General features: G+C 37.1%; 26 protein-coding genes and 1 other annotated feature. Of the genes, 18 read left to right on the top strand and 8 right to left on the bottom strand.

What is annotated here, in order from left to right:
* Positions 1-281: 281 nt before the first annotated feature.
* Genes hisB through hisZ form a run of 4 tightly spaced genes read right to left on the bottom strand, consistent with a single transcriptional unit; the run spans position 282 to position 4,014 of the window.
* Positions 282-866 carry an imidazoleglycerol-phosphate dehydratase HisB gene (gene hisB, locus CAO17_RS15205; protein ID WP_085993485.1) on the bottom strand — a complete coding sequence of 195 codons (585 nt, stop codon included), beginning with the start codon at positions 864-866 and terminating at the stop codon, positions 282-284.
* A complete protein-coding gene (gene hisD, locus CAO17_RS15200) occupies positions 859-2,145 on the bottom strand; it encodes a histidinol dehydrogenase (protein ID WP_085993484.1) in 1,287 nt (428 codons plus the stop codon). The genes hisB and hisD overlap by 8 nt, the downstream gene beginning before the upstream one ends.
* Positions 2,146-2,151: 6 nt before the next feature.
* Entirely contained in the window at positions 2,152-2,778 is a 627-nt protein-coding gene (hisG, locus tag CAO17_RS15195) for an ATP phosphoribosyltransferase (protein ID WP_085993483.1), read from the bottom strand.
* Complete coding sequence (gene hisZ, locus CAO17_RS15190) at positions 2,779-4,014, bottom strand: ATP phosphoribosyltransferase regulatory subunit (RefSeq protein ID WP_085993482.1); 1,236 nt, start codon at positions 4,012-4,014, stop codon at positions 2,779-2,781. It abuts the gene before it with no gap.
* Positions 4,015-4,228: 214 nt separating this feature from the next.
* Between hisZ and CAO17_RS15185 the strand changes: the two genes are divergently transcribed.
* The 4 genes from CAO17_RS15185 (at position 4,229) to murB (ending at position 7,493) form a co-directional block, all read left to right on the top strand.
* A complete protein-coding gene (locus tag CAO17_RS15185) occupies positions 4,229-5,032 on the top strand; it encodes a histidinol-phosphatase HisJ family protein (protein WP_085993481.1) in 804 nt (267 codons plus the stop codon).
* A 171-nt stretch (positions 5,033-5,203) separates the two neighbouring features.
* Complete coding sequence (locus CAO17_RS15180) at positions 5,204-5,587, top strand: YbaN family protein (protein WP_085993480.1); 384 nt, start codon at positions 5,204-5,206, stop codon at positions 5,585-5,587.
* A gap of 16 nt (positions 5,588-5,603) precedes the next feature.
* Positions 5,604-6,419 carry an alpha/beta fold hydrolase gene (locus CAO17_RS15175; protein WP_085993479.1) on the top strand — a complete coding sequence of 272 codons (816 nt, stop codon included), beginning with the start codon at positions 5,604-5,606 and terminating at the stop codon, positions 6,417-6,419.
* Between the two features lie 156 nt (positions 6,420-6,575).
* Complete coding sequence (gene murB / locus CAO17_RS15170) at positions 6,576-7,493, top strand: UDP-N-acetylmuramate dehydrogenase (RefSeq protein ID WP_085993478.1); 918 nt, start codon at positions 6,576-6,578, stop codon at positions 7,491-7,493.
* 236 nt (positions 7,494-7,729) lie between these two features.
* On the opposite strand, the gene ehuA is transcribed toward murB, so the two are convergent.
* The 4 genes from ehuA to ehuB form a co-directional block, all read right to left on the bottom strand.
* The gene (gene ehuA / locus CAO17_RS15165) at positions 7,730-8,503 is read right to left on the bottom strand and encodes an ectoine/hydroxyectoine ABC transporter ATP-binding protein EhuA (RefSeq protein WP_085993477.1); all 774 of its coding nucleotides are present in this window, start codon (positions 8,501-8,503) and stop codon (positions 7,730-7,732) included.
* Positions 8,503-9,222: an ectoine/hydroxyectoine ABC transporter permease subunit EhuD gene (gene ehuD / locus CAO17_RS15160; protein ID WP_085993476.1), complete on the bottom strand. Its 720-nt coding sequence runs from the start codon at positions 9,220-9,222 to the stop codon at positions 8,503-8,505. The genes ehuA and ehuD overlap by 1 nt, the downstream gene beginning before the upstream one ends.
* A complete protein-coding gene (locus CAO17_RS15155) occupies positions 9,219-9,881 on the bottom strand; it encodes an amino acid ABC transporter permease (protein ID WP_085994515.1) in 663 nt (220 codons plus the stop codon). Before CAO17_RS15155 ends, ehuD begins: the two co-directional genes overlap by 4 nt.
* A 260-nt stretch (positions 9,882-10,141) precedes the next feature.
* On the bottom strand, positions 10,142-11,068 hold the full coding sequence (gene ehuB / locus CAO17_RS15150) for an ectoine/hydroxyectoine ABC transporter substrate-binding protein EhuB (RefSeq protein ID WP_085993475.1): 927 nt from the start codon (positions 11,066-11,068) through the stop codon (positions 10,142-10,144).
* Positions 11,069-11,427: 359 nt separating this feature from the next.
* Here ehuB and ytzI point away from each other — a divergent pair, with 359 nt between their 5' ends.
* The 14 genes from ytzI (at position 11,428) to CAO17_RS15085 (ending at position 26,783) form a co-directional block, all read left to right on the top strand.
* Entirely contained in the window at positions 11,428-11,589 is a 162-nt protein-coding gene (gene ytzI / locus CAO17_RS20805) for a YtzI protein (protein WP_143833769.1), read from the top strand.
* On the top strand, positions 11,586-12,548 hold the full coding sequence (locus CAO17_RS15145; RefSeq protein ID WP_085993474.1) for a Gfo/Idh/MocA family protein: 963 nt from the start codon (positions 11,586-11,588) through the stop codon (positions 12,546-12,548). Before ytzI ends, CAO17_RS15145 begins: the two co-directional genes overlap by 4 nt.
* 282 nt (positions 12,549-12,830) lie before the next feature.
* The gene (locus CAO17_RS15140; protein WP_085993473.1) at positions 12,831-14,411 is read left to right on the top strand and encodes an ABC transporter substrate-binding protein; all 1,581 of its coding nucleotides are present in this window, start codon (positions 12,831-12,833) and stop codon (positions 14,409-14,411) included.
* Positions 14,412-14,426: 15 nt separating this feature from the next.
* Positions 14,427-15,416, top strand: a complete 990-nt coding sequence (locus tag CAO17_RS15135) for an ABC transporter permease (protein WP_085993472.1) — start codon at positions 14,427-14,429, stop codon at positions 15,414-15,416.
* Positions 15,417-15,457: 41 nt separating this feature from the next.
* Entirely contained in the window at positions 15,458-16,240 is a 783-nt protein-coding gene (locus CAO17_RS15130; protein WP_085994513.1) for an ABC transporter permease, read from the top strand.
* Between the two features lie 12 nt (positions 16,241-16,252).
* On the top strand, positions 16,253-17,698 hold the full coding sequence (locus tag CAO17_RS15125) for an ABC transporter ATP-binding protein (protein ID WP_085993471.1): 1,446 nt from the start codon (positions 16,253-16,255) through the stop codon (positions 17,696-17,698).
* Between the two features lie 518 nt (positions 17,699-18,216).
* Entirely contained in the window at positions 18,217-18,840 is a 624-nt protein-coding gene (locus CAO17_RS15120) for a glycerol-3-phosphate acyltransferase (protein WP_085993470.1), read from the top strand.
* Positions 18,841-18,855: 15 nt separating this feature from the next.
* Positions 18,856-19,341 carry a DUF456 domain-containing protein gene (locus tag CAO17_RS15115; protein ID WP_085993469.1) on the top strand — a complete coding sequence of 162 codons (486 nt, stop codon included), beginning with the start codon at positions 18,856-18,858 and terminating at the stop codon, positions 19,339-19,341.
* A 20-nt stretch (positions 19,342-19,361) separates the two neighbouring features.
* Positions 19,362-20,192 (top strand): bifunctional hydroxymethylpyrimidine kinase/phosphomethylpyrimidine kinase, encoded by an 831-nt coding sequence (thiD, locus tag CAO17_RS15110; RefSeq protein ID WP_085993468.1) that lies wholly within the window; start codon positions 19,362-19,364, stop codon positions 20,190-20,192.
* A gap of 18 nt (positions 20,193-20,210) precedes the next feature.
* On the top strand, positions 20,211-20,762 hold the full coding sequence (locus CAO17_RS15105) for a cysteine hydrolase family protein (RefSeq protein ID WP_085993467.1): 552 nt from the start codon (positions 20,211-20,213) through the stop codon (positions 20,760-20,762).
* A gap of 153 nt (positions 20,763-20,915) precedes the next feature.
* Entirely contained in the window at positions 20,916-22,379 is a 1,464-nt protein-coding gene (locus CAO17_RS15100) for an aldehyde dehydrogenase family protein (protein ID WP_085993466.1), read from the top strand.
* A gap of 163 nt (positions 22,380-22,542) precedes the next feature.
* Positions 22,543-22,784: a binding site (T-box leader), on the top strand.
* A gap of 113 nt (positions 22,785-22,897) precedes the next feature.
* Complete coding sequence (proS, locus tag CAO17_RS15095) at positions 22,898-24,337, top strand: proline--tRNA ligase (protein WP_085993465.1); 1,440 nt, start codon at positions 22,898-22,900, stop codon at positions 24,335-24,337.
* Between the two features lie 415 nt (positions 24,338-24,752).
* Entirely contained in the window at positions 24,753-25,925 is a 1,173-nt protein-coding gene (locus CAO17_RS15090; protein WP_085993464.1) for a M20 family metallopeptidase, read from the top strand.
* A 36-nt stretch (positions 25,926-25,961) separates the two neighbouring features.
* Entirely contained in the window at positions 25,962-26,783 is an 822-nt protein-coding gene (locus CAO17_RS15085; protein WP_085993463.1) for a transporter substrate-binding domain-containing protein, read from the top strand.
* The last annotated feature ends 1 nt before the right edge of the window (position 26,784 follow it).

Raw genomic sequence — 26,784 nt, 5'->3', positions numbered from 1 at the left:
GGCAGGATTCGTCATCTTTACCTAGTTCTTATTCAAGAAATAGACTGACCTACGTCCCGCTACAAAGGTGGATATGATGAATTAGGGCGCTAACCAGCGAAGGAAATACACGGAGACTCCTGCGGGATGATAGGCCTAGGTGAGACACCGTAGTGCGTTAGCACGAAGGGGGCTCATCAGCCGCCCGAGGAAAGCGTAGTGTATTTTCGCAGCGATATTTACGCCCCAATAACCGTATTAAGTTAACGAACATCATATATATTGTGTAATAAACCAGTCTTCTACAATGATCCTTTTGTGGAAGGTACGCCTTGAATTCTAGGGTTCTTTAGAGTTGCTTGGTCTAGGCAGCGGCCAAATCCTTTGAAAATCGACTCAATCATGTGGTGGGTATTTGTTCCGTAAGCTAGATTAATATGTAAATTAATTTTCGCATTACTTACAAATGCCTGGAAAAATTCCCCAACTAGCTCTGTATCAAAATCTCCTACTTTATCTTTTAAACCTTCCACATGGTAAACAAAATAAGAGCGACCGCTTATATCAACGGAAATTGTGGATAAGCTTTCATCCATTGGGGTTGTAACAGTAGCATACCTAGTAATACCTTCTTTGTTTCCTAATGCTTCATGAAAGGCTTGTCCTAACGCAATCCCAATATCCTCCACAGTGTGATGCTGGTCTACATCAAGGTCCCCATTACAGGTTACATTTAAATCAAATAACCCATGCTTAGACATTAATGTGAGCATGTGGTTGAAAAATCCAACTCCTGTATCTATGGTAGATTTACCTGTTCCATCAATGGTAAATTCTAAGTCTATTGCTGTTTCACCGGTTTTTCGAGATACACTTGCTTTACGCATTTTCATTTTCCTTTCTTATTGTTATAGATTTTGCATGGGCAGTTAACCCTTCGACATTAGCAATGGTTGCTATATGATCTGTTGCCTGTGATAATGCATTTTCTGAATAACGAATAATGCTCGATTTCTTAACGAAGTCATACACGCCAAGTGGTGAAGCAAATCGTGCTGTACCGCTCGTTGGTAACGTATGATTAGGTCCAGCAAAATAATCGCCTAGTGGCTCTGGAGAATGAGTGCCAAGGAAAATTGCTCCAGCATGTTTTACTTGTTGCATTTTCTCCATTGGGTTTTCAATCATTAATTGCAGGTGCTCTGGTGCAATTTCGTTTACAATCTGAAATACCTCTGCTTCATCCCTTGCAATAATAATTTTGCCATTTTGTTTTAAGGATTCCTCCACAATTGCTTTTCGTTCTAATTGAATTGTTTGATTTTCAACCTCTGCTTTAATTTGATTAGCAAGATCTTGGTTTGTTGTGACACAAATGGCGCTTGCTGACTCATCATGCTCTGCCTGTGATAAAAGGTCTGCTGCAACATAGTGAGGTGGTGCTGTTTCGTCTGCTACAACGCAAATTTCACTAGGTCCGGCAATCATATCAATTGCTACATCACCAAACACCCATTTCTTTGCACGAGCGACAAATGCATTTCCTGGACCAACGATTTTATCTACCTTTTCAATTGATTCTGTGCCATAAGCTAATGCAGCAATTGCCTGAGCCCCGCCAACTTTATAAACGGTATCAATTCCTAGTTCACTCGCGGTAGCTAAAACATAAGGACTTATTTTTCCATCTGATTGTGGGGGAGTAGTAATCACGATTTTTTCAACCCCAGCAATTTGGGCAGGAATAACATCCATTAAAATGGAGGATGGATATGCTGCTTTTCCACCTGGAATATATACACCGACCTTCTCAATAGGGCTTACTTTTTGTCCAAGGAGTACACCATTTTCTTTTTCCATCATCCATGATTGTTCCTTTTGAGCTTGGTGGAATTCTCGGATATTACTCTTGGCTTTACGGATGGCCTCCATAAATTCTGTCTCCACTTTGATTTCTGCTTCAGCTATCTCTTCCTCAGATACCAGAAACTGATTTAATTCGATACCGTCGAACTCCTTCGTATAACGAAACAATGCCGCATCTTTTTCTAATCGAACCTGTTTAATAATTTCCAACACGGTACTATCTAGTTGTTCCTCGCTTAATTGGCTGGAAGTGGGAGAGGTATTTTTCTCAAGAAATTCCTCGAATGTTAGTATTCTCATTTCAAATCACTCCATGGCTGATTTTAGTTGATTGATAAACTTTTGAACATGGGTTGCTTTTGTTGCAAAGCTAGCCTTATTCACGATTAACCTAGTACTTATCTTTTCAATATCCTCTAAAACAACTAATCCGTTTTCCTTTAAGGTACTACCGGTTTCTACAATATCAACAATGTAATCGGAGAGGCCGATAAGTGGTGCTAGCTCTACAGAACCGTTTAGCTTGACGGTTTCAATGGGTTGCCCCTTCTTTTGAAAGTGTTTCTTTGCAACATTTGGATATTTTGTGGCAATGGTAAGCTTTTGGCTTCTGTTTACTTGTTGATTCGACTTTCCCGCAACAGAAAATTTACATTTCCCGATTTTTAAATCTAGCAGTTCGTAAACCTCTGCTTGAGACTCCATAATATTATCCTTACCGACGATACCTATATCTGCAGCCCCTTTTTCGACGTAAGTGGGAACATCAAGAGCTTTGACGAAAATAACTTTAATCGTTTTTTCTGTATTATAAAAAACAAGTTTTCTACTATCTTCATGTAAATCAACAAAGTGTTCTCCTGTTTGCTCTAATAAATCGATTGTGCTTTTAGCAGGTCTACCCTTAGCTAAGGCTAGTGTTATTTGTTCCAATTAGTTCCCCTCCTGTAACATCGCAAAAACTTCCTCTTGATCAGTAAATATCTGTTCTGTCTTTTTACTAGATAATCGATTTTGATTTGTATCGAAAACGATTGTATATAAAGAATTAACTTGATATTCCTCACTTGATTCCAATGGATGTGTTAAAACATGAAAACCACTGTCGCGTAGAAGGTAGGCTATACGAAGTGCTTCCTTTTGTTTTTCTTTTACATAACGAATAATCACATCCATTGTAGGAAGTGAATTAATTGCCATTCCTTGTTGTTGCATGGCATGAACTAATAAATCAACCTCAAAGGCAAATCCGATAGCGGGAATGGACTGTTCGAGTTGTTGACCTAGGTTATCGTAACGACCACCCATTAATACGGGTTTTCCGATGCTATCTACAAAACCCTGAAAAATAACCCCTGAATAATAGTTCATATTGTTGATTAAACCTAAGTTGAAGACCACTGAATTTTCTGCTCCATAAGCTTGAAGTCCTTCATAGATTTCAATCAGATTTTGAAGAATACGTTGCATGGATTCGTTGCGAATCATATCCTTTGCCTGGTTAATGACATGTTGGGGGTCACCATACATCATAGGAATCGATTGTAATGCTGTTTTAACATCTTCATCTATCTCTAGCTGAGATAAAAATGGTTCGATTTCGACTAGGTTTTTAGATTGGATAAGAGACTGCAAGGATTCTAGTTCATCCTCTGTTAGATTCGTTTGTTGAACAAGCTCCTTGAAAAAGCCTGCATGACCAATCTCTAGCTTGAAATTTTGAAAACCAAGATCTTGGAACGTATGGATAGCCATCATGATGATTTCTGAATCGACTAAAGTGGAGTTTTGGCCAAAACATTCCACTCCAGCCTGTGTACTCTCTTTATGATTTTCTTGTTCTTGGGATTGACGGAATACATCTAAGACGTAGAAAAGTCGCTGGCTGTCTGTGGTTTTATTTAATGATGTCATTCGATGCAAAGGAATTGTCACATCTGGTCTCAGAACCAATACCTTACCTGATGTATCAATGACCTTTATCATTTCATCCTTATTCACGGTGCCGGTAATGTCAGAATACATGTCATAAGATTCGAAGGTTGATGTTCTAACCTGTTTAAAACCATAGGTAATAAACCGTTTTTTAAGTGTTGAAATCACCTCATCTCTTATTTGGAAATCTTCAACGTTTGTATTTTTGTTAATATCAATCACATATCTCTGCATGAAATTTCTCCTTTTCCATTGCTTTCTAGCATACCTTTTTAAAGATTATATCTTTTTTTGCTATAAAAGATAAGGAAATTATTGATTTTTGTTATAATTTGTATAGAAGGAATACTTTATATAAACTTTATCGCTTTATCACTTTATCTAATTAAAGTTATATAGTATTATAGATAAGGTATAGATAAAAGTCAACCATAGGGGGAGTAAAAATATGTTTGATTATCATATCCATAGTGATTTCTCAGCAGACTGTGATACAACAATGGAAAAAACAATAGAGAAAGCTATTGAAATGGGTTTAGAAGAAATTTGCTTTACAGAGCATATTGATTATGAATACCCTGATAAGGATTGGGTTTTTGAATTTGATTTAAAACAATATGACAAGAAAGTAAAAGCGATGCAAAAGGAATATGAGGGACAGATAAGCATAAAAAAAGGAGTAGAAATTGGTGTGCAGCCTTATCTCTTGCCTCGATATAATCAGTTAATGAAAGAAGAGTCTTTTGATTTTGTTATTTGCTCTATGCATTCTACAGAAAAGAAGGATTTGCATTCTGGAAACTTTTTTGAAGGAAAGTCTGTAGATGAAGCATATCGTATTTACTATGAGGAACTATATGATTGTGTAAAGCATTATAAAGACTTTAGTATCTTAGGTCATATTGATTTAGTTAAACGCTATACGAAGGATAAAAGTAAAAATAACTTTCATGAAATTATTAAAGAAATTTTCAAGGAAATCATTCCAGCTGGGAAAGGAATTGAACTAAACACTTCAGGATACAGATATGGGTTAGAAGGTGGTATGCCTAGTGCTGATATTTTAACCCTATATAAGGAATGTGGTGGAGAAATTATTACAATTGGTTCTGATTCTCATGTAGAAACAACACTTGCATATAAATTTGCTGATGCATTAGAACTTCTAAAATCAATTGGATTTAGATATATCGCAACCTACGACAAAGGTGAAGCTATTTTTCATCCTGTTGAAAAAGTAATGCGTGCATAATTATAATCACTGTGTTATAAGGGGTTAGCTTTTAAAAACAGACTTGCTAAAGCCTAATAAAAAAGAGTGGAATGGGAAAAATTCATAAAAATGTTCCAACTAGGAGGGTTTTCGGGATAATCACGGTGTTATACTAAAAGAGATAAATACTTTTAACAGAAGGTGTTTTCCGTGAAATCAATAAAAAGGGTATTTCTAATAATAGTCGGGTCCCTTTCATTAGGTCTAGGTATTATAGGAATTGTCCTTCCACTAATCCCAACGACCCCCTTACTTATTTTAGCTGCAGCTTGTTATATTCGTAGCTCTGATCGACTATATCACTGGTTAATTACTAATAAGCACTTCGGTCCATATATATTAAATTATAGAGAAGGAAAAGGAATCCCTCTAAAAGCAAAGGTTATAGGTGTTACCCTACTTTGGATTTCTATGCTATATACCATTATTTTTGTTGTACCAATTATCTTTGTTAAAATACTACTATTTTTAACAGCCTCTTACTTTACTTGGTTTATACTAAAACAAAAAACATTGCATACGAAGGTGATGTAATAGAGAGGGAAGGTACTTGAAGATTAAATTAAAGCACGGTGTAAGTGTTGGATTATTAATAGCATGTATTGCTTGTATATTTATTTATGTGCATGTACCTAATGAAGCAAAATCAGAAAATAATTTCGGAGTGCCGACCGTATTTGTTCATGGTTATAAAGGGACGAAGAACTCTTTTGGAAGTATGCTGGAGCGTTTTGAAGATAATGGGTGGGGGAAAAAGAGATTCATTTATTATGTATCTTCTAGAGGTAGACTAACTGATCATTATGTCAATAAGGAAGCATCCAATCAAACGTTTGTTCAAATTATCTTAAGGAATAATAGGGCTAGCTTTAGTGATAGTACGGAGTGGCTAGCTACTGTGTTACGGCATCTAAAAGATAAATATGATATAGATACCATAAATCTTGTTGGGCATTCGATGGGTGGGCTCATTTCTATGAAATATATGATGGAATACCAGTCGAATGACTTTCCTAAGGTTCATCGTTTTGTAGCGATTGGAAGTCCATTTGATGGGATATATAGTCAGAAGTATTTTAAGATTAATCATGATAGGGCGGCAACTGATTTAAAACCGCATTCCTTAGCATTTCAGCTCCTCCATAAAGGGAGGATACCGAGGGAAGTTGAGGTATTAAATATTGGAAGTACAGGTGATCCAATCTCCATTCCTAAAAGTGTAAAAGCTATTCGAAAAATGGTTCATCCAAGCCAATTAACAGAAATTATAGTTCAAAATGATAAACTTGGTCATAGTGAATTACATGAAAGTTTACAAGTTGACAAAATGATTCATTCATTTTTGTGGCAAGATGAAGGCCTATAACTTACAATATAAAAGTAGGAAAAAAATCACCATAGAAATTGGTGGTTTTTTATTTGAGTATAAACATATAGTTAAGTATTTTTTATTTATTAACAGAATATAGTGGGCGTATGGACTACTATTATTTTAATTTCGAATAAAAGGAATGATTTTAAATTGGAAGGAAATCATCAACTTTATGATAAATTAACGCAAATTGTCACTTCAGAGAATGTTTTGGTAAATGAACAGATAAGAAAGCATACGTATACAAAACTTGGAGGCAATGCTGATTATTATGTTACACCTGAAACATACCGTCAAGTACAAGATATTGTCAGATTGGCGAACAAGGAGAAAGTTCGTTTTACATTACTAGGAAATGGTTCCAATTTAATTGTAAAAGATGGTGGAATCCGAGGAATTGTATTAAATCTGCAAAAATTAAATGAAATCAAAGTTGAAGAGAATGTAATTGTTGCGCAAAGTGGTGCTCGAATTATTGATGTTTCAGGGAAAGCATTGAACGAACGGCTTACAGGACTTGAATTTGCTTGTGGAATCCCTGGTTCAGTTGGTGGAGCACTATATATGAATGCAGGAGCCTACGGTGGAGAAATTAAGGATGTTCTAACCACAGCGGTTGTCGTTACAAAAGAAGGGGAATTACTGACATTGGCAGCAGATGAACTGGATTTGGCATACCGCAAAAGTAATATTCCGGATAAAGGATATATCGTATTAGAAGCAGAGTTCTCTCTAAAAAATGGGAAATATGAAGAAATTAAAGAGGTTATGCATGATTTAACTTTTAAACGCGAATCCAAGCAACCATTAGAATATCCATCGTGTGGAAGTGTATTTAAACGACCACCAGGATATTTTGCTGGAAAGCTCATTCAGGACAGTGAATTACAAGGAAAGCAAATCGGAGGAGCGCAGGTTTCTAAAAAACATGCAGGGTTTATCGTGAATATAGACAATGCAACAGCAAGTGAATATATTGATCTAATTCACTTTGTGCAGAAAACCGTGAAGGAAAAATTTGATGTATCCCTTGAGAGGGAAGTTCGGATTATTGGTGAAGATAAATAAAAAAAGGGGTACTCCAATACGTTGGAGTACTCCTTTTTAAGATACAGGTTCTTTTTTTGGGTTGTGCTTTTACTGTCGTAGTTGAAGGAAAATGCGCAATAACTCAAGATAGTGTGATAATACCGCTACGGAAAGCGTAGTGTATTTCCGTAGCGGTATTAAACATCTCCGACAGGTTACTGCGCATTCTATCTATTCTGCATCGTTAGCGAGTCTATTGGATTACTGCGAAGTCTTTATACCTTTCTAAAACGATGCAAGAAGGATTGGAGACGCTCGTTGTCGGAGTGCTCAATGACCTCACTTGCTGTTCCTTGTTCAGCAATAACACCTTCATCTAGAAATAATACTTTATCTGCAATATCCAGAGCAAAGTCCATTTCGTGTGTAACAAGGACCATTGCCATATCGTCGTTTTTTGCTATATCACGAATAACCTCTAATACTTCACCAACTAATTCAGGGTCTAGTGCGGAGGTGACCTCGTCAAAGAGCATAATTTTCGGACGCATGACTAATGCTCGGGCCATTGCAACCCGCTGTTTTTGTCCACCAGAGAGCTGGCTAGGGTAGTTATCTAATTTATCACCAAGACCAACACGTTCTAGCATTTCTATTGCCCGCTTACGAACCTCATTCTTACTTTCTTTTTTAACGTGGATCGGAGCTGACATACAATTATCTAAAATGGTCATGTGTGGGAAAAGGTTAAAATGCTGGAAAACCATTCCGATATCCCCACGAACCTCTCGTAGATGCTTTTCATTGGCCCTGTGCATTTTTCCGTTCTTTTCCATTTTCCAAAGGTTGGTACCATCCACAATGATATCACCGGAAGTAGGCTCTTCTAGTGTCATAAGCATGCGAATAATCGTCGTTTTTCCTGACCCACTAGGGCCAATGACAGCGATTTTCTCAGCTGGGTATATATCCAAGTTGATGCCCTTTAGAACCTTCACATCTCCAAAGGATTTGTGAACATCACGGTATTTAACAATTGGCTCTGACATTACATCACCGCTCCTTTTTTCGTTTTTTCTAATGTCGCTTTTTTATCAAAGCGTGTATTCATTTTCACTTCTAATTTTTTAATTAAGATTGCAGATGGATAGCTTAATACTAAGAAAATAATACCTACAATGGTTAATGGCTCTAAATATGCCCAATTCTGAGCACCATACGTATTTGCCATCAATAGGATACCAGCAACTCCGATTGTAGATGCTAACGGTACTTCCTTAAACATGATAATAAAATAGTTTCCTAGCATAGGGATGGTAGGAGGTAATGCTTGTGGAAGAATAATTTTCCTCCATTTATCAAGGGTTGAGAAGTTTAATGCTTTAGATGCTTCCCACTGTCCCTTATCCACTCCCTCGATACCAGAACGATAGATTTCACCAATATACGTACTAAAGTGTACACCTAGGCCTAATACGGCACTTGTAAATGGACTTAGTGTAACCCCAATACCTGGAATCATCGGCCACGCATAATAAATGAAAAATAATTGGACAAGTGGTGGAGTGGATCGGATAAATTCCATGGTCCAAGTAACAATAAAATGGAACAGTTTATTAGGTACTCTTCTTAAGAAAGTCCATACAAAGCCGAAAATAAGTGCAAAGAGATAACATGAGATAGTTAGTCCAACGGTAATACCAAGACCCTGTAAAACGATTGGCAGGGCTTCGAAAAATGTTTCCCAGCTCCAATATGTAGAACTCATCCGCTAGCCACTCCTTTCTTAGAAATACTTTCTCCTTTTCGAGTTAACCAAATTAATGGTAATGCAATGATAAAGTATAAGACTAGTACTAATAGATAAATTAAAGGTGCTTGAGATAAATTCGTGCTTCTCATAATATCACCATAGTAAAGAACATCTGTCATACCAATTAGAGATACAAGGGATGTTCCTTTTAACATTTGAATGGTATAGTTTCCAAACTCTGGAAGCATCATGCGGACTGCTTGGGGGAAAATAACAAGTCTCATTCGCTGAAAACGTGACATATTTAAAGCAACTGCTGCCTCCGTCTGTCCTTTAGCTACGGAAAGAATCGAACCACGAACTACTTCTGATAAATAGGCACCATAGTTTAGACCGATTGCGATAACACCTGTCCACCAGTTTGAACCTAGCTGAATACCAAATAGCATAGGAATGGCGTAATATAGCCAGAATAATTGTACAATTAAAGAGGTACCACGGAAAACTTCGACATAAAATCCTGTAAACTTGCGAATAATGACGTTTTGAGATAGACGACACAATCCGGCAATAAATGCCATAAGATAAGCGAAAATAGCAGAAGCAAGTAGTACGGATACCGTTACCCCAAGCCCTCTTAGGAGCTGTGGAAAAATATCAATGATTGCACTAATGATAATCACTCCTTTATGGATTTTTTAATTACTTATTTGGGTAATAGGATAAGGATGATGAGGCCCATTACATTTTGGTCGAAATAATAGTATTCCTGCTCTGTCATCGTTTCTTCATCATTTTGTTTTTTTGAACTGGAATGACTATTAATGTAAAAACATATAAGGAAAAAATATAGGGTCAGGCCCCTAGGTGAGGGAACCGGACCCTATGGAGTCATCGTTTTGAAATTCACTTAAAATACTATTATAAAGTTAAATTAAAATTCTCCGTTGCAGACAGCCTCTGCTGTTACTTCAGCAGGTACCATATTGCTTTCTTCACTGAAGCCATTCGCTTCTAATAATTCTGCAACGGTGCCATCTTCTTTCAATTCAGCAAGCTTTTCATTATATGCATCAACTAATGCTTGATCTTCTAAGTTAAATGCTGCTGCACCATAACTTGGTACACCCTCAACATCTGGTTGTTCGAATGACTCAACGAATTCTAATGCATCTGTATCAGCTGATTCAAGTGCCATTTTAACTGTCATTTCAGTTCCTGTTGTAGCATCAGCACGTCCAGATTGAACGGCAGAGAATGTTGCTGGAATATCTGGAGCAGTTACGATTTGATCCTCACTAACTCCTTCAGATTTTAAGAATTCGATTTCAGTAGCGCCTTCCATAACAACTACTTTTACGTCAGGATTATCAGCAATATCTTTATAGCTTTCTAATCCTAATGGGTTACCAGCTTGTACGATTAAACCTTCCCCATATTGCATTTCCGGTTCAGCAAATAATGCATTTTCACATCGGTCAGGATTAATTGCCATACCAGCTGTTACAACATCGAATTGTTTTGCTTGTAATCCTGGGATAAGCTGACTGAAGTCTGCAAGTTTAGATTCAACATTCTCAACACCAAGCTCAGCAAATACTGCAGTTGCAATATCGACAGCTGCTCCTTTTAGTTCCCCATTTTCCTCATAAGCATATGGTGCTTCGTTAGCAAATCCAATGGTTACTGTTCCAGATTCTTGCAGTTCAGCTAATTTGCTTCCATCACTTTCACCGGATTCTGCAGTTCCTTCTGTTTCTTCTGAGTCACTGCCTTCTCCCGATGTGGAATCACCGGATCCACAGGCAGCTAAAAAGATTAGACCAAATACTGTAATTAATGTGATTAAAAATTTTTTCAAGACTAAAAAACCTCCCTTTTGACTAGTTATAACTTGTACAATGTGTTTCTGATGAAAAAAGATTAGGTAAAAATACCTCTTTGATGTCAAAATAATAAATGAAAAGATGCTAAAAATGTTTACTATTATTATGATAGTCTTGTTTGATAATTCATTCAAATCTGTTATTTTCTGATAATTGCGGATAAACCGTGATTTTACCTAATTTGATAATAATCATGTGTTATTACAAAGATATGCTTGAAAATAATCGATTATTCTTTTAAATACTCTTAATAAGCTAGAAAAATATTTCATTGAAAGTGGGATGGATGTAGTATACCCTTAATTTAAGAGAATGGATAAAGGGTGATAGACAAATGGGTACTTTAGTAGGAGTTATCGTTGTTTCAGTTATTTTTGTTATTTTAATTTTACTTCTAACCTTGACTCAGACAAAGAAAGCATATGATTATAAGCATACGATTGACCCACTACCAGATGAAAATAATAATGGAAGAGAAAAGAGTGAGACTAAGTGAAGACATACTCAACAATTGGAACAGGTTGGATAGTAAGTTCGTTTATTGAGGCCGTAAATAAAACGGAAAAGGCTGAACTTGTATCCGTATATTCTAGGACAGAAGAGAAGGCCAAGCAGTTTGCAGCAGAACATGATGTACAAAGCTGGTATACAGATATCGATGAAATGTTAAAGGAAGATACCGATTTTATTTATATTGCCTCTCCGAACATTTTGCATTTTGAGCAGATGGTAAAGGCAATTAAACAAAAAAAGCATGTATTTTGTGAGAAGCCAATGGTCCTATCAGAAACACAATGGAAGGACATTTCACGATTGGCTGCAGAATATGATGTTTTTGTTCTTGAGGGATTCCGTCATTTATACACTCCTAATTATCAAAAGTTAAAAGAATCCATTCCACAGATTGGACCTGTTAGAAGCGCTGTCTTACAATATATTCAATATTCCTCACGTTATGATAAATATAAAGAAGGTTTTAAACCGAATGTGTTTACGAAAGAATTTGCTGGCGGTTCCCTAATGGATTTAGGTGTATACCCATTAAGTATGGCCATTGATTTGTTCGGTGAACCCGAGGGTATTCAGTATTTTCCTGTACAGCTGAAAAATGGAGTGGACGGAAGTGGGACATTAGTGCTTACTTACGAGGATTTTGTTATCACTATATTATGTTCGAAAATAGCTCAAGGTCTGATTCCCTCTGAAATTCATGGAGAAGCTGGAACCTTAACTGTAGATCATATTGCTCCAATTTCGAGAATCACGTATTATGATCGAAAGGCAAAACAAAATCATGAATGGGCGGAAGAACAGCATGAAATGGACATGATATATGAGGCGGAAGAATTTATCCGCATGATAACGGAGAATGATGTGGAGAGCTATGAAAAGTCCATGGAAAGAAGTCGGTTAGTTGTGAAGTGGTTGGATAGAGTTAGAGGGGAAAGTAATTAAATTTTGGAAGGGCAATACTCGTACAAGAGACGCGAGGATTGCCCTTTATTAATGATTCCATGTCAAAGGAAAAATACATTGTACGAAAAAACGTTAAAAGGTATTATCTGCCTATTAATCTCTAAGATATCTGTTTCAATAGACTTTTACATGTATGAACATTGCGGTTTTTATAAAGAAAAATTAAAATGAATAGGTGATCTTATTAAATAATGTGACAGATTACCTTGATGTTGCAAGAGAACCGTCTCGATTTTACCAAGGAAGGAGACCGATATCTGTATGAAAAAATTATTTTTACTATTAATTGTTTTACTAGCAGCTTGCTCACCTGATTCGGATGAAGTGGGTGACTCCGCGGATATAGATAAGGATGAATTGATTTTAGCAATTGGAGGTGAACCTAATGACGGATTTGATCCAACCACTGGATGGGGACGTTATGGATCACCGCTCTTTCAAAGTACGCTATTGAGATATGACCAAGAATTTAATGTGGAATATGATTTGGCTACAGGTTATGAAGTTAGTGAAGACGGATTAGTGTGGAGAATAGCCATTCGTGATGATGTTAAGTTTTCCGATGGAGAAAAGCTAACTGCAGAGGATGTTGCTTTTACTTTTAAAACAACAAAGGAAAGTGGTTCTATTGTAGATTTAAGCAATGTTAAAAAAATAGAAGTAGAAGATGAGTATACCGTTCAATTTACACTAGAAGAACCGAATTCAACGTTTATCTATTTACTTGTTACAACGGGGATAGTTCCAAAGCATGCATATGACGAAAATTATAATGAGGAACCAATTGGATCAGGTCCATATCAACTTGTGCAATGGGATAAGGGACAACAAATTATTGTGGAAAGAAATCCATATTACTATGGAAAGAAGCCTTCTTTTAAAAAGTTAACCTTCCTATTCTTATCTGAGGATGCAGCATTTGCAGCAGCAAAGGCTGGAGAGGTTGATGTTGTCTCCGTACCATCTACCTATGCTACTGAGGATATTCAAGGAATGGAATTGGTTGAGCTCGTGTCTGTAGATAACCGAGGAGTAATGTTTCCATATGTGCCAAGTGGTGAGGTAACAGAGGAGGGACACCCTATTGGCAATGATGTAACCTCAGACATCGCCATTCGTAAGGCAATTAATATTGGGGTTGACAGAGAGGCATTAGTGGAAGGTGTATTAAATGGATTTGGTACCCCTGCCTATTCTGTAGCTGATCATTTGCCATGGTGGAATCCAGATACGGTGATAGAGGATAGTAATATAGAGTTAGCCAAGAAAATTTTAGATGAAGCAGGCTGGAAGAAATCTGCAGATGGAATTCGTATTAAGAATGGTATAGAAGCAGCCTTTACCTTATTATATCCTGCCGATGATCAAATTCGTCAGTCATTATCCATGGCATTTGCTGAAATGATGAAACCACTTGGGATTTCAGTTACTACAGAAGGAAAAAGCTGGAATGAGTTGGAAAAGTTGATGTACTCCCAACCGGTAATGATGGGATGGGGAAGTCACAATCCACTTGAAATGTATAATATCTATAGTTCGAGTACAAGAGGTATTGGTTATTATAATTCCAATTATTACTCTAATCCAGTAGTTGATGACTATATGGAACAGGCATTACATGCAACAACAACCGAAGAGGCGAATGAATATTGGAAAAAGGCACAATGGGATGGAGAAGAGGGATTTTCTGCAAAAGGTGATGCACCTTGGGCTTGGTTAGTAAATCTTAAGCATTTATATTTTGTAAATGAAAACCTGGAAATTGGTAAGCAAAAGGTTCAGCCGCATGGACATGGATGGCCAATTACAGACTTTATTGAGGATTGGCACTGGAAGGAATAGAAAAGAGGCAGTACATTGAATGCTAAACGTATATCAATTTATATCGTAGGTAAAACCTTTAAACTTATAACTTTACTAATTGCGGTTAGTATTTTGTCATTTACATTGGTAAGTATTTCCCCGATTGATCCTGTTAGATCTTATATTGGAGCGGATATGACAAGAGTAAGCCCAGAACAGCGTGAAGAAATAGCAGCATACTGGGGACTAAATGAGTCAGCAATCGTGCAATTTGCAAATTGGGGAAAGGCTGTTTTACAAGGGGATTTAGGTACTTCTCTTCTGTATCGTTCTCCTGTTGTGGATGTCATTGCTGAGCGGTTTATTCTATCTTTGGCACTAATGGGGGTAGCCTGGATTATATCGGGCATGATTGGATTTATACTTGGGGTTCTTGCGGGTATGAAGCAAGGAACATGGATAGATCGTATGATTAAAGTTTATTGCTACACATTAGCATCCACACCAGCCTTTTGGTTAGGACTTGTATTACTGATGGTATTTTCTGTGTGGTTAGGGTGGTTTCCGGTTGGATTGGGAACCCCAGCAGGTGTTTTAGCAGCAGATGTTTCTTTTATGGATAAACTCAGACATTTATTTTTACCTGCTCTAACATTGAGTGTTATAGGGGTATCCAATATTGCATTACATACGAGACAAAAATTAATTGATGTATGGAATAGCGATTATGTCCGGTATGCTATGTCAAAAGGAGAGCGAGGATTCAGGCTTATTTGGAAACACGGACTAAGAAATATTTCGCTACCAGCCATTTCTCTTCACTTTGCTTCCTTTGGAGAAATTTTCGGTGGAGCTGTTTTGGCGGAACAAGTCTTCTCGTATCCTGGCCTCGGTCAAGCAGTCGTTCAAGCAGGTTTAGGAGGAGATGTTCCATTACTGCTAGGTATTGTCTTGTTTAGTACTGTATTTGTGTATACGGGGAATGTGCTTGCTGACCTACTATATAAAGTCATTGACCCTCGCATAAGAAGGAGGGTGAGCTAGTGAAATCGGCAGGTTTAAGAAGAAGGACATTATGGACGATTATGTTTACCCTATTTATTCTTTTAGCAATTATTATAAGTGGGCTTTTCATTGGAGAAAATAGTCTCTCTATTCAAATGGAAAATAAGAATCAAGCACCAACTTTTACTCACCCTTTTGGTACGGATTGGCTAGGCAGAGATATGCTCGCTAGGACCATTAAGGGACTTACATTAAGTATTGGAGTTGGCATTCTAGCCGCTTTTTCAAGTGCGATAATAGCTTTATTCTTAGGTTTACTAGCTTCATGGAATAATACCTGGGACAGGATTGTAACATGGCTGGTTGACCTCTTTCTAAGCATTCCACATATCGTCCTACTAATTTTAATTGCATTTACATTGGGTGGAGGCTTTCGAGGGGTTGTGATTGGACTTGCTTTAACCCATTGGCCAAGCCTTACACGGGTACTTCGTTCGGAAATGTTACAAATTAAATCAATGGAATATGTAGAAATGTCACGGAAATTAGGGAAATCAAAGTTCTGGGTAGCGAGACATCATTTTATACCACATTTATTACCACAATTATTTATAGGATTTCTACTTTTGTTTCCTCATGCTATCCTGCATGAGGCAGCTATAACATTTCTTGGCTTTGGCCTTCCGCCAGAACAACCAGCCATTGGGATTATTCTGTCAGAGTCTATGAGGTATCTATCTATTGGAATGTGGTGGCTGGCCTTTTTTCCTGGGTTAGCTTTATTGATTATGGTTGGTCTTTTTGATTGGCTAGGAAAAAGTATTCAGCGGTTTATAGATCCTTTTCATGGACGAAGCTTATAGGAGGTTACTAGGATGGAAAAACAAGTTAACAGCCAACCTCCCATATTACAGGTGGAAAATTTTTCTCTGTCCTTTCTTGCTTATAAAAAAGGGCTAATAGAAACGAAAACAGAGGTTATAAAAAGGCTGGACATGACCATTCATAAAGGAGAAATAGTCGCAGTCGTTGGTGCAAGCGGGTCAGGAAAAAGCCTCTTAGCTAATGCCATTCTTGGTATTCTACCAGAGCACGCGATCTGCAAGGGGACTCTTAAGTTTAAAGGAGAAATATTAAACAAGGCATGTCAGGAGAAACTTCGTGGCAAGGCGATTTTCCTTATACCTCAATCGGTTAAGTCGTTAGATCCTTTAATGAAGACAGGAAAACAGGTACGAGATGCCATTCATTCGAAAAATAAGAAAGAGCTTCAACAGGAAATCTTTAAGAATATTGGACTTCCAAAGGAGACAGAAGAGAAATATCCATTTGAACTATCAGGAGGAATGGCTAGGAGGATATTAGCTGCAACTGCAATGGTCTCTCCTGCTGAGCTTATTGTAGCAGATGAACCAACCCCGGGATTAGACCCAAAAGTTTTAAAAGAAACAACCATTCAAATGAAAAAACTAGCAAAAGCCGGTAAGGGGATTATGTTTATCACGCATGATATTGAATCAGCATTAGAAATTGCAGATAGAGTTGTAGTGTTTCATGAAGGGGAGACGATTGAGGTAGCTGATGCAGAAGCCTTTACGGGGAAGGGTGAACAACTAAATCATCCTTATACTAAAGCCCTGTGGAATGCACTACCAGGAAATGAATTTTTTAAGGGAAAAGATAATTTAGAAATTGAAGAAGATGATGAGAAGCTTGAAGTGAAAGGAATTAGTTTTAAATATAGAAACCAGCCTTTTCTCTTTAAGAATCTTCATGTGACGGTTCATTCTGGAGAAATTGTTGGAATACATGGATATAGTGGTTCGGGGAAAACGACGATGGCTCAGGTTATTGCAGGCTATCTAAAACCGGATGAAGGGGACATTCTATTAAACGGAAACAAAATAAAAAGAAGTGGTAAGCAAACCATTCAATACATTTGGCAGCATCCAGAAAAAGCGATTAATCCACGCTGGCGTATGCGTAAAGTGTTAGAGGAGAGCGGGATGGAAAAAAGTCCAATCACTCGAGAATTAGGAATTAAAAATGAATGGCTTTCCAGATGGCCAAGTGAACTTTCTGGAGGAGAATTGCAGAGATTCTGCATAGCGAGAGTCCTTCACGACGAAACAAGATTTTTAATTGCCGATGAAATGACAACCATGCTTGATGCTGTTACACAAGCTAAATTATGGGAGATTATAGTAAGGCTTGTAAAGGAAAGAAATATAGGTGTTTTAGCAATCAGTCATGATCATAAACTATTAAAGAGAATCAGTGACCGGATAATTAATTTTAATGAAATTAGTCATAAAAAATAAAGAGGTGAATTGTTTCTGAAAATAAGGCTCTTTAATAGCGAAATGATTCAGTGTTTGAAACCACAACACAAGCGAAGTGTATTTCGCCAGTGGTAATTACGCACTAATCCTTTCACTAAGTTGTTTAACCGAGGATTATTTTTTAACAGCGAAGAAAAAACAAAATATACGAAAAGTGCTTATAATAGAATAGTAATAAACATAAAAAGAGGCTGAGACATAACTAAAGTGTTTAACTCAAAAAACGAACAATGTACTGATCAGCGTATGAAATATACGTAGACTCCTTGAAAATACAAACCAATTTTCTGCGTGCGATGTTTCGCTGACGAAGCGTTCCTTGTCCTGCGGGATGATAGGCCTAGGTGAGACACCGTAGTGCGTTAGCACGAAGGTGGCTCATCAGCCGCCCTAAGGTGCGCGAAGTATATTTCCGAAGCGGCTTTTCGCACCAACCGTTCGGATTTTGTGTTGAAAAAATACTTTTGTCCCAGCCTCTTTTTATAGGGGGAATGGGAATGTATTTTTTAATGGTTAGTATGATAGGTTACTTATTTGGTTGTTTACATGGCTCACAGTTAGTTGGTAAATGGAAAAGTATAGATATAAAAAATTCTGGAGTAAAGAATGCAGGGGCATCTAATACAACCATTCTCCTAGGTTGGAAATATGGGGTCTTAGTTGCTTTTATTGATATTTTTAAAGCAACATTTGCCATTCTGTTGGTGTTGTATGTCGTAAGTGAAAATGGAATTTATGGAGATATGCAGACCCTCTTAGTATATACCACCGCATTCTTTGTTATTATTGGTCATAATTATCCAGTTACCATGAAATTTAATGGTGGTAAAGGGACAGCTTCTTTAGTCGGAGCTTTGTTAGTTATTGATTGGAAAGTTGCTGTTATAGGAATAGGGGTATTATTCATTTTTACTCTTGCAACGGACTATTTGGTTATTGGTGTACTGTTTATGTATTTTTCTTTCCTTATCACCACATTCCTTTTCTTTGGAATCGATCCGACCCTGGTAGTTATTTTACTTTCTATGTTAAGTATTTTGAAACATATGGAAAACTATAAACGTATAATTAAAAAGGAAGAAACAAAACTTTCTAGTATGTATAAAAAGAAAATTTCCTAATAGGAGGTAGATTAGGTGTTAGATTTTATGATTTGGATTGTTATTATCGCCTTATTTGTATTGAGCTTTGTTGGGATTATTTATCCAATCGTACCATCCGTTTTAGTTATTTGGGTTGGGTTCTTGCTTTATCAGTTTTTTATTAACCCCAATGAATTAACTGCTCTATTTTGGATTGTGATGGTCGTTTTTACTGCTTTCTTGTTTGTTGCAGATATACTAGCGAATAGTTATTTTGTGAAAAAATATGGTGGAAGTAAATGGGGAGAACGAGGGGCTGCTGTTGCAGTCATTGTCGGCTCATTTATCATTCCTCCATTTGGAATCATTATCGTTCCATTTATCACCGTTTTTATTATAGAATTGATACAAAAGAGGCCACCACATGAAGCGGCGCGTGCATCGATTGGTTCGTTATTCGGATTCCTTGGAGGATCAGTGGCAAAGATTCTTATCCAGTTGATTATGATTATTTGGTTTTTTGTCGTTGTTATATTTTAAAAGGAGGTTAACTTTATATTATGGAATATCCATCAAGGGTAATGACTATAGCTGGGTCAGCTGCAGGAGGTAGTGCAGGGATTCAAGCGGATTTAAAGACTTTTCAGGAACTAGATGTTTACGGAATGAGTACGGTTACAGCTATTGTTGGAAGGCATCCAAAAACAAATAAAAATGTCCATCCTATATCCATTGAGGCTATTGAAGCGCAATTTGCTACTGCAATCGAGCAAGTAGGCATGGATGGGTTGAAAACAGGAATGCTATTTTCCAAAGAAGTTATCGAAACTGTAGCTAGATTGATGAAAGAAACAGAAATAGAAAAAATAGTGGTGGATCCTGTCATGGTTGGAAAGTTAGATTCTAAACTATTAGAGGATGATGCGATAGAAGCAATGAAAGACCAACTCATTCCACTTGCATCGATTATTACACCGAATGTTCCGGAAGCGGCTGTTTTATTGGATGATAGGCCATTAAATAGTGTATCAGATTTGAAAGAGGCAGCCGTTGATTTACATAAATTAGGGGCAGACAATGTGCTTGTAAAAGGTGGAAGATTAGAAGGACCGGCAATTGACGTATTATATGATGGGGATACCATTACTACGTATGAAGCACCACGGATTGATACAGTCAATACAAGTGGGGCTGGTTGCTCTTATTCTGCAGCCATTGCAGCATATATGGCAAAAGGTTTACCAATTAACGAAGCGGTTGGAAAAGCAAAAGGTTATGTAACGACTGCGATAGAACATGGTTTTTCTTATACTGAAATGGTAGGTCCAACCTATCATGCAGCAGAACGTAAATACGGTGAGGCCTTTACTATTAAAATAGAAACAAATTAGATAATGGGGGAGAGGGAAATGACAAAACGTGCATTGATTAACGTGGATTATACGGTTGATTTTGTTGCAAAAGATGGTGCTCTTACCTGCGGAGAACCAGGACAGGCTATTGAAGAAAAAGTAGTTAGTATGACTAAGGAATTTATTAGTGCTGGTGATTATGTTGTTTTTGCAATTGATGCCCATCAAGAGGGAGATAAGCTTCACCCTGAATCCAAGTTATTTCCACCACATAATATAATTGGAACGTCTGGCCGTGATTTGTATGGAAAACTTGCACAAGTTTATGAAGAGAACAAATATAAAGAAAATGTTTATTTCTATGATAAAACACGTTATAGTGCATTTGCTGGGACGGATTTGGAAATAAAATTACGTGAACGTGGTATTGAGGAAGTTCACATAGTTGGAGTTTGTACGGATATTTGCGTTCTACACACCGCAGTCGATGCCTATAACAAGGGGTTTAGCATTGTTGTCCATAAAGATGCTGTTGCAAGCTTTAATCAAGTGGGACACGAATGGGCAATCGGGCACTTTAAAGATACATTGGGAGCAGAAATAAAGTGAGTCTTCAATCAATGGGGTATTACTGCCCCTGATAAGGGAAGGAATATCAAAGCGAATAAGAAATATTTCTTATTCGTTTTTCCTTTATGCATGTATTTACAGTGAAGGGTAAAGATAAGTCTAAATGAATATCTAAGCTGAGGTGTATTGATAATGGAAAATTTTACGGAAAAGTACAGCAAAAGTTATTTAGACGGTAAATGGGTTGATGGGGATACGGGGCGTAAGGAGGATATTGTCAATCCGTACGATCACTCCGTCATTACAACGGTTGGATTAGCTTCACTAAAACAATTGAAAGATGCTTATAAAACCGCAGAAGAAAGGCAGAAGGAATGGGCTCATACCTCGGTGAACGAAAGAAGAGGAATTTTCCAAAAAGTAGCGGAATTTTTACAAAACAACCGTGATGAAATCATTCCAATTGTCAGTAGGGAGACCGGTGGAACGCTTCTGAAGGCGGAATTAGAGTTAAATCTTACAATTGATGTATTAAAGGAAACTTTCAATTATATGGATGCGATCGATGAGGTAAAAGAAGTTCATGCGACAATTGATGGAAAAAGAAATAAAATCTATCGTCAGCCACTTGGTGTCATCTCTTCTATTTCGCCTTTTAATTTTCCAATGAATTTATCTATGCGTTCCATTGCCCCTGCACTTGCTTTAGGAAATACGGTAGTTCATAAAGCTGATTTACAGGTAGGTTTAACAGGTGGTTCTATTATTGCAAGGGCTTTTGATTACGCAGGACTACCTGGTGGTGTGTTTCAATCCATCTTTACCACCCCAGAGGAAATTGGAGACGAAATGTTAGAAAATCCAGTTATACAATTAGTAGCTTTCACCGGTTCTACAGGATTTGGAAAACACATTGGAAAAGTAGCGGGGGAGAATTTAAAACGAGTTGCACTGGAACTTGGAGGAAATAATCCTTTTATTGTTCTTCAAGATGCAAAAGTGGATAAGGCAGTAGAAGCAGCTGTATTTGGAAAATTTATGCATCAAGGACAAATTTGTATGTGTGTGAACCGAATCATTGTACACAAAGATTTATATGATGAATTTACAGAAAAATTCATAGAACATGCGTCTAAGTTACCTTATGGAGATCAAACAAAACCAGAAACAGTTATTGGGCCACTTATTAATGAAGGACAAGTAGAAAAGGTAATGGGACTTATCGAAAAGGCTGAGAAAAATGGTGTAAAGCTTGGGCTTAAAGGAAAAAGAGAAGGTAATGTCATAACGCCGCACGTTTTTGTGGATGTAGATAACTCAGAGGAAATCGCCCAAAGTGAATTATTCTCTCCAGTTGTCTCTATCATAAAAGCAGATTCAGACGACCATGCCATTGAAATGGCAAATGATACGAAATATGGACTTACATCATCGATTTTTACTTCAGACCTTAAAAAAGGGGAAGCATATGGTTTGAAAATTGATAGTGGAATGACACATATAAATGACCAGACCGTTAATGATGCTGCAAATATTCCATTTGGAGGTAATAAGCAAAGTGGAATGGGGAGATTTGGAAACCCTTGGGTCATTGATGAATTTACGAAATTAAAATGGATTTCTGTACAAGAAGAATATCGTGAATTTCCGTTTTAATAAATGGGAGATCAGCTTCATTGGCTGTTCTCCGCCCCTTTTGGAGAAAAAAAGTTTATTTACTTCAGTATGATAAATCTTTTCATTACATATGATGGCTTATCTAGCCAATAGCTTGACTTTCTATTTTCATCCATATAATATATAGTCTATATTCATTATATACGAAACGTGGAAGAGGATTAGTATAATTTGTTAGTCTTTTTAAGAGAGGAAATGGCGCTGTGAATTTCCAAAGACGCAAGTTAGAACCTGCCTCAAGAGTTCGCCATCGGATAAGCTATTAGGGTTTAGCCATTTATAGCTGTAAGATGGGCGCGGTTCATAACCGTTATTAATTAGAGAGTGTAAGAAATACAGTTTTCTTGCAAACAAGGGTGGTAACGCCAAACCTCGGTCCCTTTCTTGGATGGAGGATTTTTTTATGCACAGAAAAGCTCAATACAGGGTATATTACAGTTGCGTTTATGTTGTCAAAGATAAAAATTAATAAATTGTTATATAAAGAGGTGTCTATTTTGGGAAAGAAAAATAAACAGTTTGTAGAAAAGATCACTGCTATGGAAGATGATTTTGCACAGTGGTACACAGATGTTGTCAAACAAGCGGAATTAGTTGATTATGGTTTGGTTCGTGGAACGATGATTATTAAACCATATGGATATGCCATTTGGGAAAATATAAAAGAGCAATTAGATAAAAAAATAAAAGACACGGGTCATTCCAATGTGGCTTTTCCAGTGTTTATCCCAGAAAGCTTCTTACAAAAAGAAAAAGACCATGTAGAAGGATTTGCTCCAGAAGTTGCATGGATTACACATGGCGGGGAAGAAGAGCTTCAAGAACGCTTAGCATTCCGTCCAACATCAGAAGTGCTTTTCTGTGATTATTATTCCAAAAACATCCATTCTTATCGTGATCTCCCTATGCTTTATAACCAATGGGCGAATGTTGTTCGTTGGGAAAAGACAACCCGTCCATTCTTGCGTTCATCTGAATTCCATTGGCAAGAAGGGCATACCGCACATGCAACAGATGAAGATGCATCGAATGAAACGGATAGAATGTTAGGGGTATATGCTAATCTTGTTGAGGAATATTTAGCTATTCCTGTAATAAGTGGAAGAAAAACAGAAAAGGAAAAATTCGCTGGAGCTAAATATACCTTAACGATTGAAAGTTTGATGCATGATGGGAAAGCATTGCAATCAGCTACATCTCACCATTTTGGATCTGGATTTGCTGAAGCATTTGATATTACGTATTTAGATGAGAATGGTGAAAGTCAGTATGTACATCAAACATCATGGGGACTTTCTACTCGTATTATGGGTGCACTCATCATGGTGCATGGCGATAATCGAGGTTTAGTTGTTCCTCCACGTATTGCACCAACTCAAGCTATGATTGTACCAATTGCCCAACATAAAGAAGGCGTTTTGGACAAAGCCTATGCATTACGAGATCAATTAAAAGGTATAGTACGTGTTGACATTGATGCAAGCGATAAAATGCCAGGATGGAAATTTAATGAATATGAAATGAAAGGTATCCCAGTTCGAATTGAAATGGGACCAAAAGATATTGAGAAAGAGCAAGTTGTCTTAGTTCGTCGTGACACTGGTGAGAAGGAATTTGTTGCCCTCCGTGGACTAGAGGAACGTTTACCTGAATTATTAGAAGAAGTTCAAACTAATCTATACAATAAAGCATTAGAACATCGTAATGAAATGACATTTATAGCAACAAATATGGATGAGTTCAAGCAAACACTTGAAGAAAAAGGCGGATACATCAAAGCTATGTGGTGTGGTGACACAGCTTGTGAAGAAAAAATTAAGGAAGAAACAACTGCAACATCTCGCTGCATCCCATTCGAACAAGAAATAGTAGCGGATACATGTGTATGCTGTGGTAAAGAGGCAAAAGAATTGGTTTACTGGGCAAAAGCCTACTAATAAAAAAGTAAAAAGGTAATCCGATAACGAATACAGAAGAATATCTTAAGAAGCTTTAACCATCTTATGAAAATGGTATCTTAAACTGCATCTCAATTGTTCAAGTTAATTACAATTGGGGGTGCAGTTTTTTATTTGTTTGGTCTGGCTGCAGAAAATGAACAGTAACTTCCTTGTCCTGTGGAAAAAGCGCGAGTCTGAAGCTTCCTATACATTTTTTCTATTTTGTGCATAAGCAACAATCATTTAGAAAACAATCTTTGTAATCATAAATAATTCCACCACTTAAAAAACCGTACTAAAGTATGAAAAATCTATTGCACAATTTCTAATAACATGGTATAAATTATACATAGATAACTAATAAATATGCATGAAAATTTATAAATATACACTATTAAGGTGGCGGAACATCGTGAAAGAACAATTGAGTGTAACAGTTAAGGGGATTCAAGATAAACTTTGGAAAATGAATAATCAACTGTATGAAAATCCCGAACTAGGTGACAAGGAATTCGAATCTATGAAACTTTTAACTCATTTTCTTATGGAACATGATTTTAAAGTTGAAACGGGAAAGGTAAATCGACCAACAGCATTTAAAGCTGTATATAAAAGTGAGAAACCTGGACCAACTATTGCTTATTTAGCAGAGTATGACGCTCTACCGGGTGTTGGGCATGGCTGTGGTCATAATTTGATAGGAACCATGAGTGTTGGTGCAGGTGTCGCGCTTAGTAAAGTAGTTCATGAAACGGGTGGAAATGTAGTAGTATTAGGAACACCGGCAGAAGAAACAAATGGGGCAAAGGTTCCGATGAGTGAACAAGGAATTTTCGACGATATAGATGTCGCCATGATTCTTCACCCAAGTGATCAGTCTTATGAAAGTGGAGATTCCCTTGCAATGGATGCGATTCAATATGCATTCAAGGGAAAGTCAGCCCATGCCGCAGCATCTCCGGAAAAAGGAATTAATGCACTAGACAGTGTGATTCAATTATTTAATGGCATTAACGCATTAAGACAGCATGTAACGTCAGATGTTCGAATCCATGGGGTCATTTCAGAAGGTGGACAAGCAGCAAATGTTGTACCAGATTATGCAGTTGCCCAATTTTACATTCGTGCGAAGGATAGAAATTATTTAAATGAGGTAGTAGAACAAGTTAAAAATATTGCAGAAGGTGCAGCTCTTATGACTGGTGCATCCCTAGAAATTTCGAATTATGAATTAAGCTACGATGACATGATTACAAATCAAACATTATCTAATGCTTTTGATAAGAATATTAGGCAAACATATCATCATGAAATACAGCCACCTAAACAAGGTACTGGATCCATTGATATGGGAAATGTTAGCCATGTTGTACCAGCTATTCACCCATACATAGGTTTAAATAAACCAGGTCTTGTACATCATACAACAGAGTTTGCTGATAAGACCGTTTCTGAGGATGGTTGTGAAACACTAGTAAGTGGCGTTCTAGCATTAGCGCAAACTGGCTTTGATGTTATTGTAGACGAGGAATTGTTAAAGAAAATAAAAAATGAGTTTAATAAAAACAGTCAAACAAACGTTTAATCTATTTAATTAAAAATAAAAATGAGGAGAATGAGCATGAAAAAGTCTATCACAAAATTATTATTTGTAACATTATTTATTGCAATACTTGCAGCTTGTGGATCAACAGGAACGGAAAATGAGACGGATAACAATGTAGAAGATACTGCACAAGGAACAGAGGAATCAACCGAGGCAAAAGCGGAAAAAGAAGTATTAAAAATGGGGACATCAGCAGACTTTCCTCCTTTCGAATCATTTGATATAGAAGGTAATTTTGAAGGATTTGATATTGACTTAGCCAAAGCTATCGCTGATGAGCTTGGTTATGAATTAGAGATTGAGGACATGAATTTTGACGGATTAATCGGTGCATTACAATCTGGACGAGTGGATATGGTTATGTCTGGTATGAGTGCAACCGAGGAACGTAGACAAAATGTTGACTTTTCAGTAGAATATCACCGTTCTGGAGAAATGTTTGTAACAAAGCCAGATTCAGATATTAACTCCCTGGAAGATTTAGAAGGAAAGGTAGTTGGCGTTCAGCTAGGTACTATCCAAGAGGAAGGTGCGGATGAATTAAGTAAGGAATATGGATTTGAAGTGAAGAAAATTGACAAAGCCGGATTGATTATCCAAGAGTTAAACTCTAATCGTGTAGATGTAGGTTACATGGATAAGACCGTTGCAGAAGGTTTTATTGAAGAGCAAGGATTAGAAGGGTTTGATGATCCAACATCAAGCTCACCAGGAATGGCGATTGCATTTCCTAAAGATAGTGAACTTCAAGAAGAAATTAATACCGCATTAGAGACATTAATTGATAATGGTACAGTGAAAGAATTAGAAGAAAAGTGGCAGCTAGATAAACAATAAA

The sequence above is a fragment of the Oceanobacillus senegalensis genome, from assembly GCF_900176885.1.
Taxonomy (GTDB): domain Bacteria; phylum Bacillota; class Bacilli; order Bacillales; family Amphibacillaceae; genus Oceanobacillus; species Oceanobacillus senegalensis.
Note: the sequence above shows the minus strand (reverse complement) of the source record. Positions and strands in the feature narration are given on the sequence as shown.

What these genes read in the sequence shown, in the direction of transcription:
- CAO17_RS15130 (WP_085994513.1), top strand. Translation starts at nt 15,458, where the DNA reads ATGTTTACCCTATTTATTCTTTTAGCAATTATTATAAGTGGGCTTTTC.
- ehuD (WP_085993476.1), bottom strand. Translation starts at nt 9,222, where the DNA reads ATGAGTTCTACATATTGGAGCTGGGAAACATTTTTCGAAGCCCTGCCA.
- CAO17_RS15185 (WP_085993481.1), top strand. Translation starts at nt 4,229, where the DNA reads ATGTTTGATTATCATATCCATAGTGATTTCTCAGCAGACTGTGATACA.
- CAO17_RS15100 (WP_085993466.1), top strand. Translation starts at nt 20,916, where the DNA reads ATGGAAAATTTTACGGAAAAGTACAGCAAAAGTTATTTAGACGGTAAA.
- CAO17_RS15085 (WP_085993463.1), top strand. Translation starts at nt 25,962, where the DNA reads ATGAAAAAGTCTATCACAAAATTATTATTTGTAACATTATTTATTGCA.
- CAO17_RS15140 (WP_085993473.1), top strand. Translation starts at nt 12,831, where the DNA reads ATGAAAAAATTATTTTTACTATTAATTGTTTTACTAGCAGCTTGCTCA.
- CAO17_RS15120 (WP_085993470.1), top strand. Translation starts at nt 18,217, where the DNA reads ATGTATTTTTTAATGGTTAGTATGATAGGTTACTTATTTGGTTGTTTA.
- hisZ (WP_085993482.1), bottom strand. Translation starts at nt 4,014, where the DNA reads ATGCAGAGATATGTGATTGATATTAACAAAAATACAAACGTTGAAGAT.
- CAO17_RS15105 (WP_085993467.1), top strand. Translation starts at nt 20,211, where the DNA reads ATGACAAAACGTGCATTGATTAACGTGGATTATACGGTTGATTTTGTT.
- ehuA (WP_085993477.1), bottom strand. Translation starts at nt 8,503, where the DNA reads ATGTCAGAGCCAATTGTTAAATACCGTGATGTTCACAAATCCTTTGGA.
- ytzI (WP_143833769.1), top strand. Translation starts at nt 11,428, where the DNA reads ATGGGTACTTTAGTAGGAGTTATCGTTGTTTCAGTTATTTTTGTTATT.
- thiD (WP_085993468.1), top strand. Translation starts at nt 19,362, where the DNA reads ATGGAATATCCATCAAGGGTAATGACTATAGCTGGGTCAGCTGCAGGA.
- hisD (WP_085993484.1), bottom strand. Translation starts at nt 2,145, where the DNA reads ATGAGAATACTAACATTCGAGGAATTTCTTGAGAAAAATACCTCTCCC.
- CAO17_RS15125 (WP_085993471.1), top strand. Translation starts at nt 16,253, where the DNA reads ATGGAAAAACAAGTTAACAGCCAACCTCCCATATTACAGGTGGAAAAT.
- hisB (WP_085993485.1), bottom strand. Translation starts at nt 866, where the DNA reads ATGCGTAAAGCAAGTGTATCTCGAAAAACCGGTGAAACAGCAATAGAC.